The sequence below is a fragment of the Achromobacter sp. ESBL13 genome (genome assembly GCF_036668755.1).
Classification (GTDB): Bacteria; Pseudomonadota; Gammaproteobacteria; order Burkholderiales; family Burkholderiaceae_B; genus Achromobacter.
This window is the reverse complement of sequence record NZ_JAZEVT010000001.1, coordinates 562,272-584,162: the sequence shown is the minus strand read 5'-3', so window position 1 is coordinate 584,162 and position 21,891 is coordinate 562,272. Positions and strand designations below refer to the sequence as shown.

Below are 21,891 nucleotides of genomic sequence, written 5' to 3'. Positions count from 1 at the left end.
ATCAGACCTTGAAGCGCGACACGCCGCTGCGCAGGTCGTTGGCCACCAGCGTCAGTTCTTCAATGGCCAGGCTGGACTGGCGCAGCGATTCCACTGTTTGCTGGGCCGCGTCGCTCAATTGCTGCAAGGCCTGGTTGATCTGCTCGGCGCCCGTGGCCTGCGCCTGCATGCCTTCGTTGACCATCTGCACGCGCGGCGCCAGCGTCTGCACCTGCTGGATGATCTGCGACAGCTGATCGCCCACCTGTTGCATGTCGGCCATGCCCCGGCGCACTTCTTCCGAGAACTTGTCCATGCCCATCACACCGGCCGACACGGACGACTGGATCTCGCGCACCATCTGTTCGATATCGTAGGTGGCCACGGCGGTCTGGTCGGCCAGACGGCGGATCTCGGTCGCCACCACCACAAAGCCACGGCCGTATTCGCCGGCCTTCTCGGCTTCAATCGCCGCGTTCAAAGACAACAGGTTCGTCTGGTCCGCCACCTTGGTAATCGTGGTCACCACCTGGGTGATATTGCCCGCCTTCTCGTTCAGGATGGCCAGCTTGGCGTTGACCGAACCCGCTGCGCCCACCACGTTGCGCATCGTGTCTTCCATGCGCGCCAGGCCCACCTGCCCGCTGCCCGCCAGCGACGCCGTCTGCTCGGCCGCGCTGGACACTTCCGTCATGGTGCGCACCAATTCGCGCGAGGTCGCCGAGATTTCGCGCGAGGTTGCGCCGATCTCGGTCGTGGTGGCCGCCACTTCGGAAGCCGTGGCTTGCTGCTGCTTGGAGGTGGCGGCGATTTCGGTCACCGACGTGGCGACCTGCACGGCCGAGCGCTGCGTCTTGCCCACCAGGCCGGTCAGCTCATCGACCATGCCGTTGAAGCCGGTTTCGATGGCGTTGAATTCGTCCTTGCGCGCCAGCGACAGGCGCCGCGTCAGGTCACCGCCCCCGGTCGATTCCAGCGTCTTGACGATGTCGCGCATGGGGTTGGCGATGGCGCGCATCAGCAGGAAGCCGCACACCACTGCTGCCGCAATGGCGAACGCCAGCGACACCAGCATGCCGACCTCGGCGGAATCCACGGCGGACTTGATGCTGACGGCGGCGTCATCGGCCTGCTTTTTGTTTTCGGCCACCATCTTGGCCAGGATGTCGCGGCCCTTGTAGAAGGCGGGCCGCAGTTCGTTCTTGACGCGCATTCGGGCCCCGACCGGATCGGCCACCGCCCCGGCCAGGATGTCGGCGCGGATGCGCTTGTAATCCTGTAGATCCTTTTCAAATTCCGCGAACATGGCGCGATCGTCCTCGCGCGCAATCGTGCGGCGGTAGAAATCGACGTTCTCTTGCAGTTGCTGATCGCTCTTGGGCAGCGTTTCCAGCGTGGCGCGGCGTTCCTGCTCGGTGTCGCTATTGAAAGCGTCCTGCACCACGACAAAGCTTGCAAACCACGACGCCCGGATCGACGTGCTGTAGTAAATGCCCGGCACGGCGTCGGTGTTGATCATCACCACTTCGTCTTCGATATGCAGCAGGCGGCGGTAATCCACCACCACCATCAAGGCCATGATGGCCAGGATGACCATGAAGCTGGCCAAAATGCGCTGGCGAAGAGTCAGATTATTCATACTGGAAGACCTTTGTGGTGGTGCCACACGACAACGCCCGCCCCTGAACCCATGACAGGATGTGGGGAATTTGGCTGATTATTGCAAAGCCCGGACCACCCAGCCATGAAAAACTAGGGAAATCCCCGTAAAAATGGCGCATTCGTCAGAAAAAAGCAAAGATCACTTACAAAGCTTGTATTTTCTGGACGAGGATGCGTAGCGCGGAGGGGGGCGCGGCGCGGGCCGGTCCCGCGCCATGGCGGCGCGGGCCGCTCTGGCGATGCGGAACACTTGGCCACCCGGAACGCTCAGGCAGCCAGGATCGCGCAGGCAGCCCGGAACGCTCAGGCAGCCCGGAACGCTCAGGCCGCTGCCGACGCTACGCCGACGCGGACCACAGCGCCGCGGGCGGATACGCCGCGACCCAGTCGCAGGCCTGGTCGTACGCCTGGGCCAGACGCAGCACGTCCAGGTCCGCTTGGGGCGGCCCGATCAGTTGCATGCCCATCGGCAGGCCGTCGGGGTTGAAGCCCACCGGCACGCTGATCACCGGGCAGCCGGCCAGCGTCCACGGCGTAACGGTTTCCATCCAGCGGTGATAGGTATCCATGGGGCGCCCGGCGATGTGCTTAGGCCAGTCCAGCGTGGCGTCAAACGGAAACACCTGCGCCGACGGCACCGCCAGGAAGTCCACCTCCTCGAACATGCGCAGCACCGTCTGGTACCACGCGCTGCGCTCTTGCGTGGCCTGATAGACGTCCAGCCCGCTGATGCCGTCCAGGCCCTCCACTTCCCAGATCAGCGCGGGCTTGACCAGCTTGCGCGTGGCCGGATCCTGCACCAACGCCCGGAACTGCCCGCCCACCATCAGGTGCCGATGCGTCAGCCACATTCGCCACAGCCGGTCGCCGGCGAACGGCACGTCGTAATCGACCACGTCGCAGCCCACGGTGTCCAGCGTGGCCAGGCCCTGCGCGCAAACGTCAAGAATGCCGGGCTCCATCGGCAGGTAGCCTTTCCAGTCGCTCAACCAGCCCACCCGCTTGCCGCGCATATCTGCGTCCAGCGCAGCGCTGAACTGCGCCGGGTCGTCACGCAATGACAAGGGCGAGCGCTTGTCGTGCCCGGCCTGGACGGACAGCAGCATCGCCACATCGCGCGGAGTGCGGCCCATGGGGCCTTCGTAGGACAGCTGTTTCAAGAACACTTCGGGCGACGGCCCGAACGGCACGCGCCCCGCCGACGGCCGCATGCCGTACACGTTGCAGAACGCCGCCGGGTTGCGCAGCGACCCGCCAAAGTCGCTGCCGTCGGCCACCGGCAGCATGCGCGCGGCCAGCGCCGCCGCCGCGCCGCCGCTGCTGCCGCCCGCCGTCTTGCTGGGGTTGTAGGGGTTGCCCGTGGTGCCATACACAGGGTTATAGGTGTGCGACCCCAGCCCGAATTCCGGCACGTTGGTGCGGCCGATAAAGAGGGCGCCCGCGGCCCGCATGCGTTCGACGATGATCGAATCGTGTTGCGTAACCTGGTCCTTGTAGACCAGCGAGCCCATCGACGTGACCATGCCGCGCACGGCAGTCAGGTCTTTCGGCGCTTGCGGCATGCCGTGCATCCAGCCTAGCCACTGGCCCGCATCCAGTTGCGCATCGCGCTCAGCCGCCTCGCGCAGCAGTTCGTCGGCATCACGGCGCGCGACGATGGCGTTGATCTTGGGGTTGACCTGGTCGATATGGGTCAGATAGGCGCGCATGACCTCGACACAGGACAGCTCGCGGCGCCGGATCGCGTCCGACAAGGCATGCGCCGGCATGGCGACGATGGGGTTCAGGCTGACGGCGTCGATCGACGTGGCGAGAGGCATGCGGGGTCTCCGGATTATCGTGATGGTTGTCGGACTGGCTGGCTGGGCCAGTACGCCCAGGCGACATACTACGCAACCTGGGCGCCCCCCGGCCAGCGCGGCTACGCAAACAAATGCTGCGCCAGGTGGTCAATGAACACGCGCAGTTTGGGCGAGGCCTGACGGCTGGCGGGCCACAACGCCCACATCGTGCCGCCGCCGCGCGTGCGGTCTTCCATCACCAGTTGCAGTTGCCCCGCCGCCAATTCCCGGCGGATCGTGAAGTCGGGCAGGCAGGCAATGCCCTGCCCGCCCACGGCAAGCGCAATCCGCATTTCCACGCTGTTGCACACCAGCGTCAACGGCAGCTCGGGCGCCTGCGCATCCGGCCCCAGCTTGAACGGCCATTTTTCCAGGCGCCCCGTGGCGGGATACCGGTAATGCAGGCAGGCGTGGCCCAGCAGATCGGCGGCGCGTTTGGGCGTGCCATGCTGACGCAGATAGTGGGGCGAAGCCGCCAGCACCCGGCGGAACGGACCCAGCCGGCGGCGCTTCAGGCCAGAGTCGTCCATCTCGCCCGTGCGGACCGCGGCGTCGTAGCCTTCGCCGATGACATCGACCATGCGGTCGGTAAAGTCCAGGTCCAGTTCGACATCGGGATACTGCCGCATGAAGCTGGCGATGCTGGTATCGAACAAACCGCTGTAACGCGGCAGGCTCACTCGCAGCTTGCCTTGCGGGGCGTGCGAGGCGGCGGAAAGCTCCAGCTCCGCCGCTTCAACCTCGGCCAGGATACGGCGGCAACGATCCAGGAATTTCTCGCCTTCCGGCGTCAGCGCCAGCTGCCGGGTGCTGCGATGAAACAGCCGCACCTTCAAGCGCGCTTCCATCCGCGCGATGCTCTTGCCCACCGCCGAGGGCGACACCCCCAGCGCGCGCCCCGCCTCGGCAAAGCTGCCCGCCTGCGCCACCAGCACAAACACCCCTATGCCGCTCAGGCTATCCATTCCACGCCCCTCCAATACGGACATGAAAGTCCGGAATGTCGGGAATCCTAGCCTATTTTTCTTTGGTGCGTCGCGCCCTAAGCTGGCCGTCCTTTCGATTTCCCTGGCGCGTCCCATGCCCACCCACGATCATTCCGCCCCCCGCCACCGGTGGCTGCAATTGCTGTCGGCCTGCCTGACCGCGTTGTTGATTCCGCTATGTTTTACCGGCCCCGCCGTCGTGCTGCCGTCCATCAGCCACGACCTGGGCGGCACGCCCGTGCAACTGAATTGGATCTTGAACGGCTACATCCTGGCCTATGGCAGCGTCATCATGGTGGCGGGCAGCCTGACCGATTTGTACGGGCCGCGCCGCGTCTGGCTGCTGGGCCTGGCGGGCTTTTGCGTCACGACCTTCGCCATCGCGTTCGTGCCGACGACGGGCTGGATCAACCTGTTGCGGCTGATGCAGGGCGTGGGTGGCGCGGCCGCCTTCGCCGCCGCCATGTCGTCGCTGGCGCCGCTTTTCCACGGCGTGGCGCGCACCCGCGCGTTCAGCCTGCTGGGCACCACGTTTGGCGTGGGCCTGTCGTTCGGGCCACTGGCTGCCGGCTGGATGGTGGACGCGGCCGGCTGGCAGTGGGTGTTCCTGGCTACCGGTGCGGTGGGCGTGTTGGGCGCCGCCATGGTCGCCGTCAGCGTGCGCCCCACGGCCCGCGCAGTGCAAGGCCGGCTGGACTGGCCGGGCGCCATCAGTTTTACCGGCGCGCTGGGGCTGTTCACCTACGGCATCCTGCTGGCGCCCGAAGCGGGCTGGACGGACACGCACGTCCTGGCCGCACTGCTGGCGTCCGTGCTGTTGGCCGTGGCCTTCGTGCGCATTGAACGCCGGGTGGCCCGGCCCATGCTGGACTTGCGCCTGTTCCGCAGCGCCCGCTTTGTCGGCGTGCAGGTGCTGGCGGCTTCCCCGGCGTTTTTGTTCATTGTGCTGGTCGCGCTGCTGCCTGGCCGCTTCATCGGCATCGATGGCCATAGCGCGCTGCAAGCGGGGCAACTGATGATCGGCCTGGCCGCGCCTTTGCTGGTCGTGCCCTTCGTGGCCGCGTTGCTGACCCGCTGGTTTCGGCCCGGCGTGCTGTCGGCCATGGGGCTGTTGGCGGTGGCGGCTGGCCTGGTGTGGCTGGCCGGCATCCTGGACGCGGGCACGGCGGCGCTTTGGATGCCGATGCTGTTGATCGGGTGCGGCATCGGTTTGCCGTGGGGCTTGATGGACGCAATGGCGGTCAGCGTGGTCGACGCCCGCAACGTCGGCATGGCAACCGGCATTTTTAATACGGTGCGCGTGTCGGCGGACGGCGTGGCCATCGCCGTGGTCAGCGCGCTGCTGGCATTGCTGATCCAGACGCAGTTGACGGCGGCGATGCCTGACGCGCAAGGCTTGGTGGCGGCCGCCAACCGCGTGGCGCTGGGGCAGCTGGACGCCGCGGCGGCGGGGCTGCCGGCATCCGTGACCGATGCCATGCCGCTGCTGCACCGCGCCTACGACTACGCCTTTCGCCACGTCTTGCATGCCCTGGCCGCCATCGCCGTGCTGACCGCGCTGGCCGTCACATTGCTGTTGGGCCGTCGCGACCCGGTTGCCGCGCGGCTCAGTCCACCCGCCACCAGCTAGGCAGCAGCCCGCGCACCTTGGCGCGGCGGTAGCGGTCGTCGATCAGGTGCACCGTGCCCACATCGTTTTCCGTACGGATGACGCGCCCGGCCGCCTGCACCACCTTTTGCATCCCGGGGTACAGGTAGGTGTAGTCGTAGCCGTTTTCCTCGCCGTAGCGCTGGTCCATTGCCCGCTTCATGTTTTCATTCACGGGGTTGACCTGCGGCAAGCCCAGCGTGGCGATGAACGCGCCGATCAGACGCTTGCCGGGCAGGTCCACCCCTTCCGAGAACGCGCCGCCCAGCACCGCAAAACCCACGCCCTGCCCCGTTTCGGTAAAGCGCGCCAGAAATGCCGCCCGGCCCGCTTCGTCCATGCCGGGCGTCTGCAACCAGATCGGCACGGCGGGATGGCGCTCGCGCATCAGGTCGGACACCTGGCGCAGGTAATCAAAGCTGCTGAGAAACCCCAGGTAATTGCCCGGCCGCTCGGCGTACTGGGTGGCTATCAGGTCAACGATGGGCGCCAGCGAGCGCTCGCGGTCGCGATAGCGGGTGGACACATTGCCCACCACGCGCACCGCCAACTGCTCGGCCTGGAACGGCGCGGCCACGTCGATCCACGGCGTATCGCGCGGCAAGCCCAGCGTGTCGCGATAGAACTGCTGCGGACTTAGCGTGCCGGAAAACAGCACGGTAGCGTGCGCCGCCGCGTAGCGCGCCGCCAGGTACGGGGCGGGTATCACGTTGCGCACGCACAGGGTGGATGGCCGGGTCTTGGCGCTGGCCACTCCCACGTCGGACAGCGTCACGTCGAACAAGGCGTGCGAGCCAAATTGTTCCGCCAGACGCATGAATTGCAGCGCCTGAAAGTAGAAGCTCAACACGGGGTCGTCTTGCGGCAAGGGCGTTTGCGCCATGTATTCCATGATGGCGCCCACGGCTTTCTGCACGGCCGACAGCACACCGGCCGCCACCGCGTCGTACGCCTGATAGCGTTCCGTCTGCTTTTTGTTCAGCGCGTTCCACGACCGCTGCAAGCCATCCAGCGGCTTTTTCAGTTCTTTGGGCGCGGCATAGCGCGCCGCCGACAACGAGGCTTGGTCCAGCTCGCCCGTGTACATGCGACGCGCCCGGTCCACCAGGTTGTGCGCCTCGTCCACCAGCACCGCCACTTTCCATTGGTACGCCTGCGTCATGGCGTACAGCATGGCCGACGCGTCGTAGTAATAGTTGTAGTCGCCCACCACCACATCGCTCCAGCGAATCAGCTCTTGCGACAGGTAATACGGGCAAACGTGGTGTTCCCGGGCAACGGCACGCACCGTGGGCGCATCCAGCCGTGCGTGCTGCACCGCCGCCGCGCGGGCTTGTGGCAGGCGGTCGTAGAAGCCCTGCGCCAAGGGGCAGGAATCCCCGTGGCAGGCCAAATCCGGATGCTCGCAGGTCTTGTCGCGCGCTTGCAGGTCCAGCACGCGCAGGCCGGGCGCGGCGGGTTGCGCGTTGACGGTGTCCAGCGCTTGAACGGCCAGCGCCCTGCCCGAGCCCTTGGCCGCCAGGAAAAAAATCTTGTCCAAGCCCGCGCCGGGGCTGGCTTTGAGCAGCGGGAAAATCGTGCCCAGCGTCTTGCCGATACCGGTGGGCGCCTGCGCCATCAGGCAGCGGCCGTCGCGCGCGGTGCGGTACACGGCCACGGCCAGCTCGCGCTGCCCGGCACGGAATTCGCCATGCGGAAACGCCAGTTTTTCCAGTGCTGCGTCGCGCGCCTGCCGATGCGCCAGTTCAGTCTTGGCCCAGGCCAGGAAACGCTTGCATTGTTCCTGGAAGAACGCGCGCAGCTTTGCTGCGTCATGCGTTTCTGTCAGCACCGTTTCTTCTTCGGTGACCACGTTGAAGTACACCAGCGCCACGCGCACCTGCTCCAGCCCGCGCGATTCACACAGTAGATGCCCATAGACCCGCGCCTGCGCCCAATGCACGGCGCGGTGGTTGTCGCGCACGCTGTCCAACTGCCCGCGATACGTCTTGACCTCTTCAAGCTGGTTCAAGACGGGGTCAAAGCCATCGGCGCGCCCCCGCACCAGCAGGCCCTCGTGCCGGCCCGACAACGAGACCTCGGTTTCGTACCGCGGGCCGCGCCGCCCCGTCACAACCGCGTGCCCCGCCATGCCCTCCAGGCCGGTCGGCGCGGGGGTAAAGCGCAAGTCCAGGTCGCCGGCCCGCGCCGTGAATTCGCACAGCGCGCGCACCGCCACGGCATAGCTCATGCCGCGCCCTCCTGCCAGCTGACGTGGCACACGCGCACCGGCATGCCGTGCGACACGCAGTACTGCAACCACCGGATCTGGTTGTCTTGCAGCTTGTCGCCCGGGCCTTTCACTTCAATCAGTTCATAGCGACGCTGGGCGGGCCAGAAACGAATCAGGTCCGGCAAACCGGAACGGTTGGTCTTGACGTCGCGCAGCAGGCGCGTGAAAACCAGTTTCAGGTGCGCGGCGGGCAGGCAATCCAGCGCCAGCGTCAGCAAGGTTTCGGACAAGGCGCCCCAGAACACAAACGGCGATTGCACGCCGGCTTTATCGGCGTAGCGCTGCAAGATCACGTCGCGGTAGGCGGGCGTGTCCAGTTGCGCCAGACAGTCGGCGAACAGGGCCTGGCGGCGCTGGTGGAAGTCAGGGGCGTCCAGGTCGGCCGGGCCGCGTTGGAACGGATGAAAGAACGCACCCGGCAACGGCGCGAACACGGCGGGCCAGCACAGCAGGCCGAACAGGGAATTAAGCAGCGCGTTTTCCACGTAGTGCACGGGCGCGTCGGCTTGATGCAGGTGATCGCGCGTGATGAATTCAACCGACGCCGGCGTGGGCGGCCGTTGCAGCGTGAGATCGGTGCGCGGCACGGGGTGAACGGGCGGGCGGGTCGGCCGGCCCTGCCCCACCGCGCGATACAGGCGCGGCAGCATGCGCGCCACGCGCTGGCTTTCTTCTTCGCTTTCGGGTGCGTCGCGCGCTTGCAGCGCCAGGGTCAGCGCTTGGTCATACCGGGCCATGCGCTCGTGCACGCGGATGCGGCGGTGGCGCGCGCCGGGGTACGCGCATTGCTCATAGGCGGCTTGCGCAGTGGGCCAGTCGCGGGCCCGTTCACATGCCTGCCCGATGCGCAGCAGCACCTTGGCGCGGCGCTTTTCCAGCCAGGGGTTTTGGCTGACACAGCCGTGTACTCGGGCCAGCAGGTCGGGCATGTTCGCGCCTTCTTCCAATGCCGTCCGGCAGGCGTGCAACGCCAGATAAGCGTCTACGTCCGCCCGCGTCTGGAACGCGCGGGACGAGGCATCAAACGGTACGGTTTCATACTGGAAGACGCCCAGGTCAGCCAACACGAATTCCGACCAGTCCTGGTGCAGATTGCCGAAGAACATCAGGCGCAAGCGTTCGCACAAGTCGCCGACCATGACGCGCCAGACGGGTTCTTGCGCAACGGGGTTCCATTCGGCATAAGGCCGGGGCGCGTCGTGCACGGCACGCAGCGCGATCAGCAGATCGGCTTTGCGCGCGGTGGGTTTGAGGCTGGCGAAGTGATCCGGGCCTGTGCTTGGGCCGCAATTTGATCCCGGATTTGAGCCCGGATTTGATCCCGGATTTGAGCCCGGACTTGCGCCCGGATTTGCGCCCGAATTTGAGCCCGAGTTTGAGCCCGAGGTTGAGCCCGAGTTTGAGCCCGAACTTGCGCCCGAACTTGCGCCGAAAAACAGCCGGCAAAGCTCAGGCTTGGTATGCAGGTCGAACAATTCATCCAGCGTCATCGGCGCCCGGGCATCCAGCCAACCCAGCGCCGCAAGCGGCCCGGCGGCGTCGACCGCGTTGCCGATTTCCTCGTAAACCAGCCGGCTGGCCCGAAACCAAGGCCCACGGCGCATCAGCATGCGCACCATCAACGCCTGCGAGGCTTGCGGCAAGGCTTGGAAGTCCGCCAGGAAGCGGCGCTCGGCGGCGTCCAGGAGGTCGGCATAGCGGTCGCCGACCCACGCCAGGGCGCGCTGGAAATTGTGCAGATAGTAGTAACGGTGCGGAGGAAACATCGGCCGGGCCGGATAGCTGGGGTTTTATCCAGTAATCATAGCAGGCGGCCCGGCGTTGCACCGGGACATTCTTGCGACGGTTCTCAGCCTTGCGCGTGCGTCACGATGGTCAGCCCTTCCCGCGGATCGGGCTCGACAAAATAGGCGGTGATGGCGTCGTACTGCGCATCCGATGTGGAAAATGCATGCGTACCGGACGCGTTGCGCGCGCGCAACCGCGCTTTGCACAGCGCATCCGACGCGCGCAAGTAGTGCAACTGATGCGGGCAGCCCGCTTGCCGCGCCACGTCCAGCAGCCATTGCCGGCCCGCCAGCGTATTGGCCGGAAAGTCCAGCACCACGGACACCCCTGCCCCCACCAAAGCCGCCACATGGCTACCCATGGCGTTGCGCAGCCTATCCGCGCAGCGGGCGTAATCCGCGATGCCCAGGATCTCGCCGGGATACAAAGCCGCCAGCCACGCATCTTCGCTGATCAGCACCGTATGGGGTTGCGCGGCAAGCTGCGCGGCCAGGGTGGACTTGCCGGCGGCAATCTTGCCGCACAGAAAATGCAGGGTGGCAGGCGTGAAGGACGGGCTTCGGGCCTGAGCTTCGGTTTGAGCTTGGCCTTGGACCTGGGTTTGAGTTTGGGCGGGGGTCAGGGTCTGGGTCGGGGACGGCGGCTTCATGCAAGGCTCTCCTGGGGAATCTATGCCTGGCGAGCCAACAAAAAACCCGCCGGTTGGCGGGTTTGTGTGGCGTTGTACCGATGCGCGCTAACCCACCTTGGTGACAAGGCGGCTAATAATCACGGCGAACGCGTTCGGGGTTAGGCGCATGGGCACAACATTGCGCCTGGCGCGCAATGTTGTCAATGGCCGCCTCGAAAAGCGGCCACTTCCACACTGCCTTAACGCGCCGGCTGCGCTGCCGCGCCGACGTCCTTGCGGACCTTGGCCACGTCGGCGGCGCTGACCGCCGCGCCCTTGTTGCCCCAGCTGGAGCGCACAAAGGTCACCACGTCGGCCACTTCCTTGTCGGTCATGCGCCAGTCAAAGCCGGGCATGGCGTAGGCGGTCGGGGCCGCCGTCGTGCCCGGCATCTGCGCGCCCTTGAGCACGATGTGGATCAGCGACGTGGGGTCCGCCGAATTCACCGTCGAGCTCAGCGCCAACTGCGGGAACGTTTCCGTGTAGCCCTTGCCGGTGCTGCGATGGCAGGCGGCGCAGTTGTTCAGGAAGGCCATGGCGCCGTCGCCCTTGTCCTTGCCGGTACGCAGCGCTTGCGCCACGGTCTCGTCATAGGCCAGGGGCTTGGTGGCGGCGTCCTTGTTCACCGGCGGCAAGCTCTTCAGGTACACGGCGATGGCGTTCAAATCGTCATCGGTCAGGTGTTGCGTGCTGTCCTGCACCACCTGCGCCATGCCTCCGAACGCGGCCGAATGGCCGTTGCGCCCGGATTTCAGGAAGACGGCGATGTCTTCCTTGGTCCAGCTGCCCAGGCCGTCGACCATGTCGCCGCGCAGGTTCTTGGCCAGCCAGCCTTCGACCACGCCGCCCGACAAAAAGGCAGAACCGTCCGCATCGCTCAGCGCCTTTTCCTGCAAGGCAAAACCGCGCGGGGTGTGGCAGGTGCTGCAATGGCCCAGGCCTTCCACCAGGTACTGGCCGCGCAGCAGTGCCGCGCGGTCGGCGCCCTTCAGGTCGCTGGCAGCCGGGCCGTTCACCACGTCCGGCGCAAACATCCAGCGCCACACCGTCAGCGGCCAGCGCATCGACATGGGCCACGAGATATCCGTGTCCTTGTTTTCCTGCTTGACCGGCTCGACCCCATGCATGAAGTACGCGTACAGCGCCTTCACGTCCTCGGGGGTGACTTTGGCGTACGCGGTGTAAGGCATGGCCGGATACAGCGAATGCCCGTCCTTGGCCTTGCCGTGGCGCACGGCCTGGTCGAAGTCCTCCAACGTGTAGTTGCCGATACCCGTTTCTTTGTCGGGGGTGATGTTGGTCGAATAGATCGTGCCAAGTGGCGATTCGATGCCCAGGCCGCCGGCAAAGGGCTTGCCGCCCCCGGCCGTGTGGCAGGCGATGCAATCGCCGGCGCGCGACAGGTATTCACCCTGCTTGATCATCTGCGCGTCGTTCGAGGCCGGCGTGCCGTCCGCCGCGAAAGCGGCGCTGGCGACCAGGGCCGAGAAGGCCGCAACAATGGTTTGCTTGAACATTGTTCCGTCTCCTTATGCCTGGACCAGCGGGCCGGGGTTCTTCAAGTACTGATCGCGGATCGCCTGCGCGGCCCAATAGGCCAAGGCGCCCACCAACCCGGTCGGGTTGTAGCCCATGTTCTGCGGGAACACGCAGGCGCCCATCACGAACACGTTCGGCACATCCCAGCTTTGCAGGTACTTGTTGACCACGCTTTCCTTGGGGTTCGAGCCCATGATCGCGCCGCCCGTGTTGTGCGTGCTTTGGTAGACGCGCGTGTCGTAGCGCGCGCCCTTTTTGCGCACCGCCACGAAGTGCTTTTCCGGATTCATGGCCTTGGCCACGGTTTCCATGCGCTTGCCCATGTAGCCCAGCATGTCGAATTCGTTGTCGTGCCAGTCGAACGTCATGCGCAGCAGCGGTTGGCCGAAGGCGTCCTTGTAGGTCGGGTCCAGCGACAGATAGGCGTCGCGGTACGACATCACCGAGCCCGAGATGCCAATCGTCATGTAGCGCTGGTACGCGTCCTGCACACCGGCTTTCCAGGCCGTGCCCCACGACGGCGTGCCCGGCGTGGTGGGCGTCTGCTTGATCGGACGGCCGCCGTAACGCACGTGGCGGATGCTGGCGCCGCCCACAAAGCCCAGCGGGCCGTGATCGAATTGGTCGCCGTTCAGGTCGTCCATGCCGACGCCGCCCGCGCCCGTGCCCACGAAGGGGTTCAGCTGCGTGCCCTTGGGCAACAGCACGTTGACCGCGCCGTTCATCTGGTAAGCGTAGTTCTTGCCCACCACGCCTTCGTTGGTCTTGGGGTCATACGGCTTGCCGATGCCTGACAGCAGCAGCAAACGCACGTTGTGCATCTGGTAGGCGGACAGGATCACCAGGTCGGCCGGCTGGTCGACTTCACGGCCCTGGGCGTCGATATACGTCACGCCAATGGCCTTTTTGCCGGTCGAATCCAGGTTCACCTTGATGACTTGCGAATGCGTGCGCAATTCAAAGTTCGGCTTCTTCAGCAGCACCGGCAGAATCGTTGTCTGCGGCGATGCCTTGGAATACATGTAGCAGCCGTAGTTTTCGCAGAAGCCGCAAAAATTACAGGGGCCCAGGCGCACGCCGTACGGGTTGGTGTACGGGCCGGACGCGTTGGCAGCGGGCGCGGGATACGGGTTGAAGCCCACTTCACGCGCGGCCTTTTCAAACAGCTGCGCGCCGTAGGTGGTGGTCAGCGGGGGCAGCGGGAATTCCTTGCTGCGCTTGCCTTCCAGCGGGTTGCCGCCTTCCACGATCTTGCCGTTCAGGTTGCCGGCCTTGCCCGACGTGCCGCATACGTATTCGAACTTGGAGAAGTACGGTTCCAGTTCGTCGTAGGTCACGCCGAAGTCCTGGATGGTCATGCCTTCCGGGATGAAGTTCTTGCCGTAGCGCGTTTCGTAGCGCGTGCGCAGTTCCAGTTCTTCGGGCAGCACGCGGTAGTGCATGCCGTTCCAGTGAAAGCCCGCGCCGCCCACACCCGTGCCCAGCAGGAACGAACCGTTCTGCCGATACGGCACGGCCACGTCGTCCACGCCGTGGCGGATGGTCACGGTTTCTTTCGACAGGTCCTGGAACAACTTGCCGCGCACCGAATAGGCCAGCTCGTCGATCACCTTGGGGTATTCGGCGTCCTTGGGGGTGTCCTGCATGCCGCCGCGTTCCAGCGCCAGCACGTGCAGGCCGGCTTCGGTCAGCTCCTGGCCCAGGATTGCGCCGGTCCAGCCGAACCCGACCAGGACCGCATCAACTTTGTCTTTCTTGATTGCCATGATTGATTAACCCTTTTCCCCAGAGATCGACACGGGGCCATAGGGATACTTGACGTTGGGCTGGTCAGCCCAGTCCATGTAGTCGGCGCGCGCGCCGGGAAAGCCCACCATCTTCCAGCCCACCATGTTCTTGTTGCCGCCGTAGATCGGGTCGGCAAAGAAGCCTTCTTTGGTGTTGGAAAGCAGGAAGCTGAAGAAGGTCGAAGCGGGAACGGCTTCCAGCTTGATCTTGTTGCCTTGCAGGTCTTTCAGGATCTGTTCCTGCAAGGCCTTGTCCAGTTCGGCATACACCTTGCCGTGCGTTTTCACGCACCAGGCATTGCACGCTTCGATGCCGTGGCGATAGACCTCGCGCGGGTTTTGATTCAGCTGGTAGCCCAGTTCAGGCACCTGGTCGGTGTGGAACGGGCCCTGCATGTACCAGAGCTTGCCGTGGCCGAACGGCGTTTCCATCTGACGGTCGATGAATTCGGGCACACCCGCTTCGATCGCGCCGGGACCGTATTGGTCGGCGGGGATCAGGTGATCCACCGCGGCAACGATGAAGTCCCATTCGGGCTTGGTGAAATAGGTGGGCTCGTAGGGCTTGGCGGGCGCGGCGGTCTTGGTGTCCGCAGCGTTGGTACAGCCGGTGGTCAGTGCACCAACCGCCAATGTCGACGCCGGCACGATAGCCAACGCCTGAAGAAACCGACGACGCGGCTTTGCATCATCTGTCATAGACATCTCCGTGAATTTTCCAAGTTGTCCTAGCGCGCTACCGAACATGAACCCTGGAAACACGAACTGCCGAGCTAGTGACAACACGCTCTGTACTTACAGAAACAAGCTGATCCTTCTCTTCATTAGGGACGTAAGAGAAGGTGTTGCATTATGCGCTGATTCACGCATCTGATCTGCCCATCTGAGCGGATCAGACCGAAATTCTTGACATGGAAAAGTCTTTTGCTTTAAGGACAAAGTAAGAAGCCCGCAAAAGCGGGCTTTTCTGACAGCCGGGTGAACGGATTCTGTATATTTCGCGGTTGGAACACCACGGATGGCAGGCATGAACGACAAGACGAAGATCTGGAAAAGTTCGACGACAACACGCAGCTGGAGTTCCACAACGAACTTGACGCCCGAACAGCAGGCAAGCATCGAAGAACTATTGGGCGGTGGGCCGGGCACCGTAAACGTCCAAGAAAAATGGAGCTACGCCGGCACGGAAAACGGCGAAGCGTTCAAGGTTGATATCGACAACGGCGCCGTCACCGTCAACGGCCAGCACTACGACAGCCTTGACGAGGTTCCGCGCGCCCTGCGCGAACGCATCGAGGCGCTGCGCGACGGCGAAGGCATGAAAGGCCTGTGGGACATGCTGAAAAATGCCGGGGCGCAGATTGAAGATATGCCCGGCGATCACGCTGCCCGCACTGGCAAACCTGTGTTCACGATTGAGACGGACGGTGATGGCGCGGGTGCGATAGCGGCAACGTCTGCGCCGGTGGCTGACGCGCCGGACGCCGCTGAAACCGGCAGGCCCCCAAGCACTGCCGCCGCGCAGGGCGCGCGCGTCGAGATGGACCCCGCCGCGTCCCCCGGCGCCGTGCCCAAAAGCGGCGGCCTGCGGCGCGCGCTTTTAATCGGCATCGCCGTGGGCTTGGCGCTTTGGGTGGCGCGGGCGTTGAATGTGTTTTAGGGCGATTGCCGTCGCGCGACACGACACGAGTGCTTTGCGTCCGCCAATGCATCCCGCACGGACTATTTGATCAGGCGCATGCCGGTGGCTTTTGCCGCCTTCACGTCAAAGGTCGCCGTGTATTCACACAGCGCCTCGTGTCCGGTGCGCTCGATCAGACAATCTGCAAAATCCGCTGTGGAGGCGGCGTACAAACGCACTGCCTTCCATACCGTCTCGCCCGCCTCGGCATGAATTTCCTTCGTGCGAAGCAGGGTTTCGATGACCTCCACAATGGAAGAGCGCGGCGCATCGTAGGCCCGACTAAGCACCCATACCGTTTCGACCAGAGCCACCAAGGTGACGAAACCGGGTTGCTCGGCAGTCAAAGATTCGATCAGGGCATTTGCTTTCCGCGTCTGCACCGGATCATCCTGCGCGAAGTAGCGCACCAGCACATTGGTATCCAGGCCGATCATCGCGCTGACTTGCCCTGCTCGGCGATCGCGTCGTTCATCTCTTCAATCGTGACGGGTTTGCGTGGTTTCGCGATGATGCCTTTGAGCGCCGTAACCGAGTACGTTGCCGGCACCATTTCGTAACGGCCGCTTGCCTCGTTTAGAACAAACTCGATTCTGTCGCCAGTCGACAGGCCCAGACGGTTCCGTACATCGACCGGAATGGTGATCTGGCCCTTGGAAGTCACGGTGGCGGAAGGCATTGGCTAGCTCCTTGGAAGTGTGCCTTACCATAATGTAAGGCACGCGCTTGCGCAAGGCCGCGCCATCGGATTGCAGCAACCCTATGCGCCCCGTCACCCGCGCCGCGCGTAGCATCCCAGGAACATCTCCACCGCCGAATCTGCCACGCGCTTACGCTCGGTGGCGCTCAATGGCGGTTGCCCCAGCGTGACTTGCGGCCAGAAGGCAAAGCTCTTGACCAGCCCCTGCAACTGGTGGCCGGCGAACTCGGGGTCCACGTCCATTAGCCGCCCATCCTGGACGGCCGCCCGTATCCAGGCCGTTTCGCCGCCCTCTTTTTCGCCCATGCGGCACACGATGGCCTGGGCGCGTTCGGGGGAATGGATGATTTCAGCCATGGCCACGCGGGCCAGGTCGATGAAGTTGGGGTCCGCCAGCAGGTCCAGCTTTTGCATCAGCAACTGCCGCAACTGCTGGTCCAGCGCCTCGTCGGCCCGATACGCCAGCGCAACACTGGCCGCGCTGCTGGCCCATAGCTCTTCAAGAATCAACGAGAACAGCGTTTCCTTGCTGGGGAAATGGTTGTAGACCGTCCGCTTGGAGACCCCCGCCGCGGCGGCGATGCGGTCCATGCTAGTGGCATCAAATCCGGCTGACCGAAACTCTTCCACCGCCGCGCGCACGATGGCCTGGCGTTTGCGGTCGGTCAGGCGGAGCGGGGGATTGGGCATGAAGCGGGCTCGTTGTCAGGTGGGTGGCGCACGCGGGCGAGCGGTGCGCGTCGATGTGCGCGGCTGAAGTATGTGGCCGAAATACGCCCCATTGGCGACGCGAAATTTTACACCGCCCAGTGTACTTTTCAGAAAATTAAAACTACACTGCGCAGTGTAATTTTTGCGCGGTGCATGTTGTATCAGCCGCAACGCCCTTGCCCCTTCCCCTGCCTGGAACTCTAGCCGTGACCGCCATCACCTCCTGCCCGTCCGCCCAGCCCAGCTATCCGCAGTCGCCCCAACACCATGCAGGCCGTTTCCACAATCCACTGCCGCGCCCCTCGCTGGGCTTCTGGCAAGGCGTGAAACTGATGTGGACGTTCTTCTTCGCCAAGCCCCGTGGCACGGTCCCCGAGCAAACGATTCCCGTGCGCACCCTCACCCTGGCCGACCTGCAAGCCGCGCCCGACCGCAGCCTGTATCGCCTGGGTCACTCCACCATCCTCTTGAAACTGCGCGGCCGCTTCTGGCTGACCGACCCGGTATTTTCCAAGCGCGCCTCGCCCGTGCAATGGGCCGGCCCCGCGCGCTTTCACGCCCCGCCCATTTCCATCGAAGACCTGCCGCCCATTGCCGGCGTGATCCTGTCGCACAACCACTACGACCACCTGGACCGCGCCGCCATCGCCAAGCTGGCCGCCAAGACCGCCCGTTTCATCACACCCTTGGGCGTCGGCGACCAGCTCATCGCCTGGGGCGTGGACCCCGCTCGCGTCGAGCAACTGGACTGGTGGCAATCCACCGAGGTCGACGGCCTTCGGCTAACCGCCACACCGGCCCAACACTTTTCGGGACGCGGCCTGACCGACTCCGACCGCAGCCTGTGGGCCTCGTGGGTCATCCAGGACGCCGACCTGCGCGTCTTCTTCAGCGGCGACAGCGGCTACTTCGACGGCTTCAAAACCATCGGCGACACCTACGGCCCCTTCGACCTGACGCTGATGGAAACCGGCGCCTATGACAAGCGCTGGGCCTTCGTACACATGCAGCCCGAAGAAACCCTGCAAGCCCACCTGGACCTGCGCGGCCGCTGGTTGCTGCCGATCCACAACGGCACATTCGACCTGGCGCTGCACGCATGGGAAGACCCGTTTGAACGCATTGCCGCGCTGGCAGCGGCCAAAGGCGTCGCGCTGACAACGCCGGTCATGGGGGAACGGGTGGCGATAGAGACCCCGGAGGTGGGGACAATGTGGTGGCGCGGTGGCAGCGCCACCGCTTGATGGCCGCACGTCGCTCCCGCTATTGAGCGAGCGCCGGAACAGGGAGTTGCTGGGCCGGCAACAAGTCCATGACATCGCAAAATAGCTTCCGATGTTTCCAGTCATTGATATCACCGATCACATAGAACCGGCGCTTGGCCCGGGTGGCGGCAACATTCAAAAGATTGGGTTCCGAGACCGCCCAATTGCGCGCACCGGGGCTAGCCGAATTGCCACCCAGCACCATGATGACGACGGGGGCCTCCTTCCCCTGCATCGTGTGTATCGTGCCGCGCACCATGCCGCTTGGTAATAATTGCCCCAACTGCTGACGCACTGCCTGAAATGGTGTGATCACTGCGATATCGGTGGCGGCTACACCGTCCGCCGCAAGGGCGGCCAGCAGCTCAAGCAGTGCCCGGCCTTCGGCGGGCACCCAGTTGCCAGAGGACGGCCCCTCGGCGTGAAGCCACCCGGTCGCCAGGCTGGCCTTGGTTTCCTTGGCTGGCACCGGCGCCAGCGTTCCATACACCATGACGCCGCCGTAGGCGATTCGATTCGCCAGCGTATACATCGGCCTATCGCATCGGCGGTGCACGACCAACGGCAAACCCACCCACTTTTTAGCGTCGCTGGGTCCGATCATTCGTCCCCATCGTGTCGCCTGATCGGCAAGCGCCTGGGCCGAACGCCGTGTCGGCATCCAATAGTCATCAACCTGGTAACGCGTCCTCATGTGTTCGAGCACGGCGTCGGACACGGTGATGATGGGCTTGAGCTGTAGGGGATCACCCACCAGAACGGCTCGACGAGCACGCCAAAGTGCGCCCACGGCAGCCTGGGGAGGAGCCTGCCCGGCCTCATCCACGAAAAGCCAGCCGATCTCTCCCACGCCCAAGGATCCGAACGAGCGCGCGAAGGACGCAAAGGTGCTGCTCAACACCGGTACCACCATGAATAGCGATGCCCAGGCCGACCGTATGGCATGGCGCGAGACGGCGCGAAACCGGTTGCCTGTCAGCATGCTGTTGACAAAGAACAGATTCGAGCGCACTCGCTTGGCTTCGAGTTCGAAGAAACAGCGATGCAGTTTGAGCGCTTCGATAAATACCGCAGCGCGTGCCTCGCGCAGGCCTTCGATTGCCCATGGTTCGGCCAGCTCGATGGCATCGCCACGGCCGATCGCCCCCGTCTTCAGCCAGTCCAGCAAGTGTTGGGCTTTGCCGGCTTGCGCTACCGCCCTGATCTGCGTTTCGTGCGCCCGGGCCTTCTCTTGCAACTGCTGCAACTCGCGCAATCGGGCAAGCCGCTGTTTCTCCAGGTCCTTGCGCTCAGCCTCCAATCGCTCGACGGTGCGCCTGAGACGTTCGAATTCGGCATGCGACAACGCGTGGCGTTCAGCCAGCAGCGCGCCGCCAGCATTCCATTTGCGCTGAGCGCCCCAAAGGCTGATCAGGTTTTCCCACAAGCCGGGTTTGGCCTCAGTGTGTTTGCGCAACGCGTCCAGCGAGATTGACAGTGCCTGGTGCGCGGATTTCAGATCGCCGGCATCCAAACGCGAGGACTCTGCAATGACGGTGGCAATGCGCTCTTCGGCGCTGGACAACGCCTGGGATTCCGCCAGCGCCGCGCCACGGACCGTCGTAAGCGCCTTGATGCGCTCCTGAATACCGGCTGATGCGGCGGTAAGGTCGGCCACCCGGCGCTTTGCCGCCAGGTATGCCGAAACAGCTTGCGTCCAGATTTCGCGACGTTGCTCGGTAGTTCGCGATACGTCCGCATACGTTCCCAGCCAGTCCAGAAAACCCTGGGGCACTTCTTGCCCCTGCGCACCCGCGCCGTCATCGGTATCGACCATGTCTGCGGCGACGTCGGATTCGCTGGACTCGTCGGACTCGTCCTTGGGCTGAGATTTAGTGTTCTTACGAGCTGGGGCCACGCCATAGAAATATCTATCGACAAATACCTTGCGCCTGGTCTTGCTTCCCAGCGCGGCGGAAATCAAGCCCCATGCGGGTTTGCCGCTAACCAATCCTCCGAGCTCGCCAAAGTAGTCGGCTTCGGGTAACCAGCTCTCGTCGATCTTGTCGCGCTGCGGCAACTCAAGTGTCACGTTTTCGACCGCGCCGTTATTGGACGACGCAATCACGATCTCGAAACCGTATAGCACGGGCCTGAGCGGATGGCAGTGTTGGGATTTTGCACCGTCGCTTGCCGATTCCCTGCCATTCTTAACAAAGGCGTCAGAGGCGCGCGGCAGCGTCGCCAGGACATCGGCGCGTTGGGTGACGATTGCCGCGATCAAGTCGCGCAGCAGCGTAGTCTTGCCGGTGCCGGGCGGGCCGTTGACCCCCAGCAGTCCCTCGCCATCCTCCAACGTATTCAGAATGGTATTGACGGCCAACTGCTGGGAATGGACCAACCCCAGATGCTTCTCGGCAGGCCAGCAGCCACTGGCAAAGTTGTTCGGCGCCAAGCGCTCGATAAGAGACAGGGACGCTGTGTCGTCGTCCACGTGCAGGCGCTGCGCGGGATCATGGCGACGCAGATACTGGTGCAGGGGTTCGCTTGTGACGCCGGATTGCAGGCTGTCTGCAACGTCAGCTAGATCAGACAGAAAAAAACTATTCAGCGGGTCGTCTTCTTGCTCCGCTTTATCCGCTTTGATTGGCGCGCACCGAAAACGCAGGCGTCGATGGCCCGCATCTCCAAAGAACTCCTCGACCCCTAGAAAACGCCGCACTTCGTGGGTCAATTCACGGAGCACGTCCGCACTGATTTGCCCTCCCATCCGCGCCTTGATTTGTTCACGCAGGAAGTCCTGATCGCGCTCAAAACCCCGTGTCCAGTCCTGCCCGGACAGCGCACGCCCCAGGAACCAAGCCTCGCTGGAAAGCACAAGGCTGTCCGGCACCATCATTCCATCGGCCGTGAACTTCATTGCAAAAAGGGCAGACTCGCGGCGCCTCTGCTCGTCTCGATATCCTTGGTCAGCCCCATAAAGCTGCTTAAGCTTCTCGGCGACATCTTGGCTGTCGTAAAGATGTGCGTAGAGGGTATGGCTCCACACCCGCTTTGCCGGAATCGACTGTTTTTTAAGCTGGCTATCGTCCGCCCAGGGCGGGACAAGCGTTTCCATCTCGGTGTCGTAGAGGAATTGATGGTAGGGACTATCGCGCTTTTCAAGCTTTGGCGCTGCCTGGGGTTGCAGCAGTTCTACCGCGTGCCAGTATCGGACCGTGCTTTCCTGAGTCATCAAACCTGGATTCCTTGTGCCGGTCATCGGACCTGTCGTTATTCGTTCTAATAATCATCACGCAGCCCACATGTTACAAGACGTGTGGATTTCTTGATGTTCGGACCCGACGTCATCCGATCCTGAAGCGACGCAGCAGCCGTCTCGA

Annotated in this window: 16 protein-coding genes; 3 read left to right on the top strand and 13 right to left on the bottom strand. The window is 64.0% G+C overall.

Features of this window, described 5'->3' with window-relative positions:
• Nucleotide 1 precedes the first annotated feature (1 nt).
• From V6F88_RS02700 to V6F88_RS02690, 3 genes are all read right to left on the bottom strand, one after another.
• Nucleotides 2-1,618 (bottom strand): methyl-accepting chemotaxis protein, encoded by a 1,617-nt coding sequence (locus V6F88_RS02700; RefSeq protein WP_332607800.1) that lies wholly within the window; start codon nucleotides 1,616-1,618, stop codon nucleotides 2-4.
• Nucleotides 1,619-1,979: 361 nt separating this feature from the next.
• Complete coding sequence (locus V6F88_RS02695; RefSeq protein WP_332607799.1) at nucleotides 1,980-3,461, bottom strand: amidase; 1,482 nt, start codon at nucleotides 3,459-3,461, stop codon at nucleotides 1,980-1,982.
• 101 nt (nucleotides 3,462-3,562) lie between these two features.
• Nucleotides 3,563-4,447 (bottom strand): LysR family transcriptional regulator, encoded by an 885-nt coding sequence (locus tag V6F88_RS02690; protein WP_332607798.1) that lies wholly within the window; start codon nucleotides 4,445-4,447, stop codon nucleotides 3,563-3,565.
• 115 nt (nucleotides 4,448-4,562) lie between these two features.
• On the opposite strand from V6F88_RS02690, the gene V6F88_RS02685 reads away from it, so the two are divergent.
• Complete coding sequence (locus V6F88_RS02685) at nucleotides 4,563-6,098, top strand: MFS transporter (protein WP_332607797.1); 1,536 nt, start codon at nucleotides 4,563-4,565, stop codon at nucleotides 6,096-6,098.
• On the opposite strand, the gene V6F88_RS02680 is transcribed toward V6F88_RS02685, so the two are convergent.
• From V6F88_RS02680 to V6F88_RS02655, 6 genes are all read right to left on the bottom strand, one after another.
• Nucleotides 6,076-8,346: an ATP-dependent DNA helicase gene (locus V6F88_RS02680; protein WP_332607796.1), complete on the bottom strand. Its 2,271-nt coding sequence runs from the start codon at nucleotides 8,344-8,346 to the stop codon at nucleotides 6,076-6,078. The two genes, V6F88_RS02685 and V6F88_RS02680, sit on opposite strands and share 23 nt — an antisense overlap.
• Entirely contained in the window at nucleotides 8,343-10,154 is a 1,812-nt protein-coding gene (locus V6F88_RS02675) for a VRR-NUC domain-containing protein (RefSeq protein WP_332607795.1), read from the bottom strand. The genes V6F88_RS02680 and V6F88_RS02675 overlap by 4 nt, the downstream gene beginning before the upstream one ends.
• Nucleotides 10,155-10,237: 83 nt before the next feature.
• Nucleotides 10,238-10,825 (bottom strand): AAA family ATPase, encoded by a 588-nt coding sequence (locus V6F88_RS02670; RefSeq protein WP_332607794.1) that lies wholly within the window; start codon nucleotides 10,823-10,825, stop codon nucleotides 10,238-10,240.
• A 221-nt stretch (nucleotides 10,826-11,046) separates the two neighbouring features.
• Complete coding sequence (locus tag V6F88_RS02665) at nucleotides 11,047-12,363, bottom strand: cytochrome c (protein ID WP_332607793.1); 1,317 nt, start codon at nucleotides 12,361-12,363, stop codon at nucleotides 11,047-11,049.
• 12 nt (nucleotides 12,364-12,375) lie between these two features.
• Nucleotides 12,376-14,151, bottom strand: coding sequence for a GMC family oxidoreductase (locus V6F88_RS02660; RefSeq protein WP_332607792.1), 1,776 nt, complete (start codon nucleotides 14,149-14,151; stop codon nucleotides 12,376-12,378).
• Nucleotides 14,152-14,157: 6 nt separating this feature from the next.
• A complete protein-coding gene (locus V6F88_RS02655; protein ID WP_332607791.1) occupies nucleotides 14,158-14,871 on the bottom strand; it encodes a gluconate 2-dehydrogenase subunit 3 family protein in 714 nt (237 codons plus the stop codon).
• Nucleotides 14,872-15,199: 328 nt separating this feature from the next.
• On the opposite strand from V6F88_RS02655, the gene V6F88_RS02650 reads away from it, so the two are divergent.
• Nucleotides 15,200-15,832, top strand: a complete 633-nt coding sequence (locus V6F88_RS02650) for a hypothetical protein (RefSeq protein ID WP_332607790.1) — start codon at nucleotides 15,200-15,202, stop codon at nucleotides 15,830-15,832.
• Between the two features lie 62 nt (nucleotides 15,833-15,894).
• On the opposite strand, the gene V6F88_RS02645 is transcribed toward V6F88_RS02650, so the two are convergent.
• The 3 genes from V6F88_RS02645 to V6F88_RS02635 form a co-directional block, all read right to left on the bottom strand.
• Entirely contained in the window at nucleotides 15,895-16,290 is a 396-nt protein-coding gene (locus V6F88_RS02645; RefSeq protein ID WP_332607789.1) for a PIN domain-containing protein, read from the bottom strand.
• Nucleotides 16,287-16,532, bottom strand: a complete 246-nt coding sequence (locus V6F88_RS02640; protein ID WP_332607788.1) for an AbrB/MazE/SpoVT family DNA-binding domain-containing protein — start codon at nucleotides 16,530-16,532, stop codon at nucleotides 16,287-16,289. The genes V6F88_RS02645 and V6F88_RS02640 overlap by 4 nt, the downstream gene beginning before the upstream one ends.
• A 93-nt stretch (nucleotides 16,533-16,625) precedes the next feature.
• A complete protein-coding gene (locus V6F88_RS02635) occupies nucleotides 16,626-17,243 on the bottom strand; it encodes a TetR/AcrR family transcriptional regulator (RefSeq protein WP_332607787.1) in 618 nt (205 codons plus the stop codon).
• A 236-nt stretch (nucleotides 17,244-17,479) separates the two neighbouring features.
• Between V6F88_RS02635 and V6F88_RS02630 the strand changes: the two genes are divergently transcribed.
• A complete protein-coding gene (locus V6F88_RS02630) occupies nucleotides 17,480-18,508 on the top strand; it encodes an MBL fold metallo-hydrolase (protein ID WP_332608924.1) in 1,029 nt (342 codons plus the stop codon).
• Between the two features lie 19 nt (nucleotides 18,509-18,527).
• Here the strand turns inward: V6F88_RS02630 and V6F88_RS02625 are convergent, their stop codons facing one another.
• Entirely contained in the window at nucleotides 18,528-21,743 is a 3,216-nt protein-coding gene (locus tag V6F88_RS02625; RefSeq protein ID WP_332607786.1) for a DEAD/DEAH box helicase, read from the bottom strand.
• Between the last annotated feature and the right edge of the window lie 148 nt (nucleotides 21,744-21,891).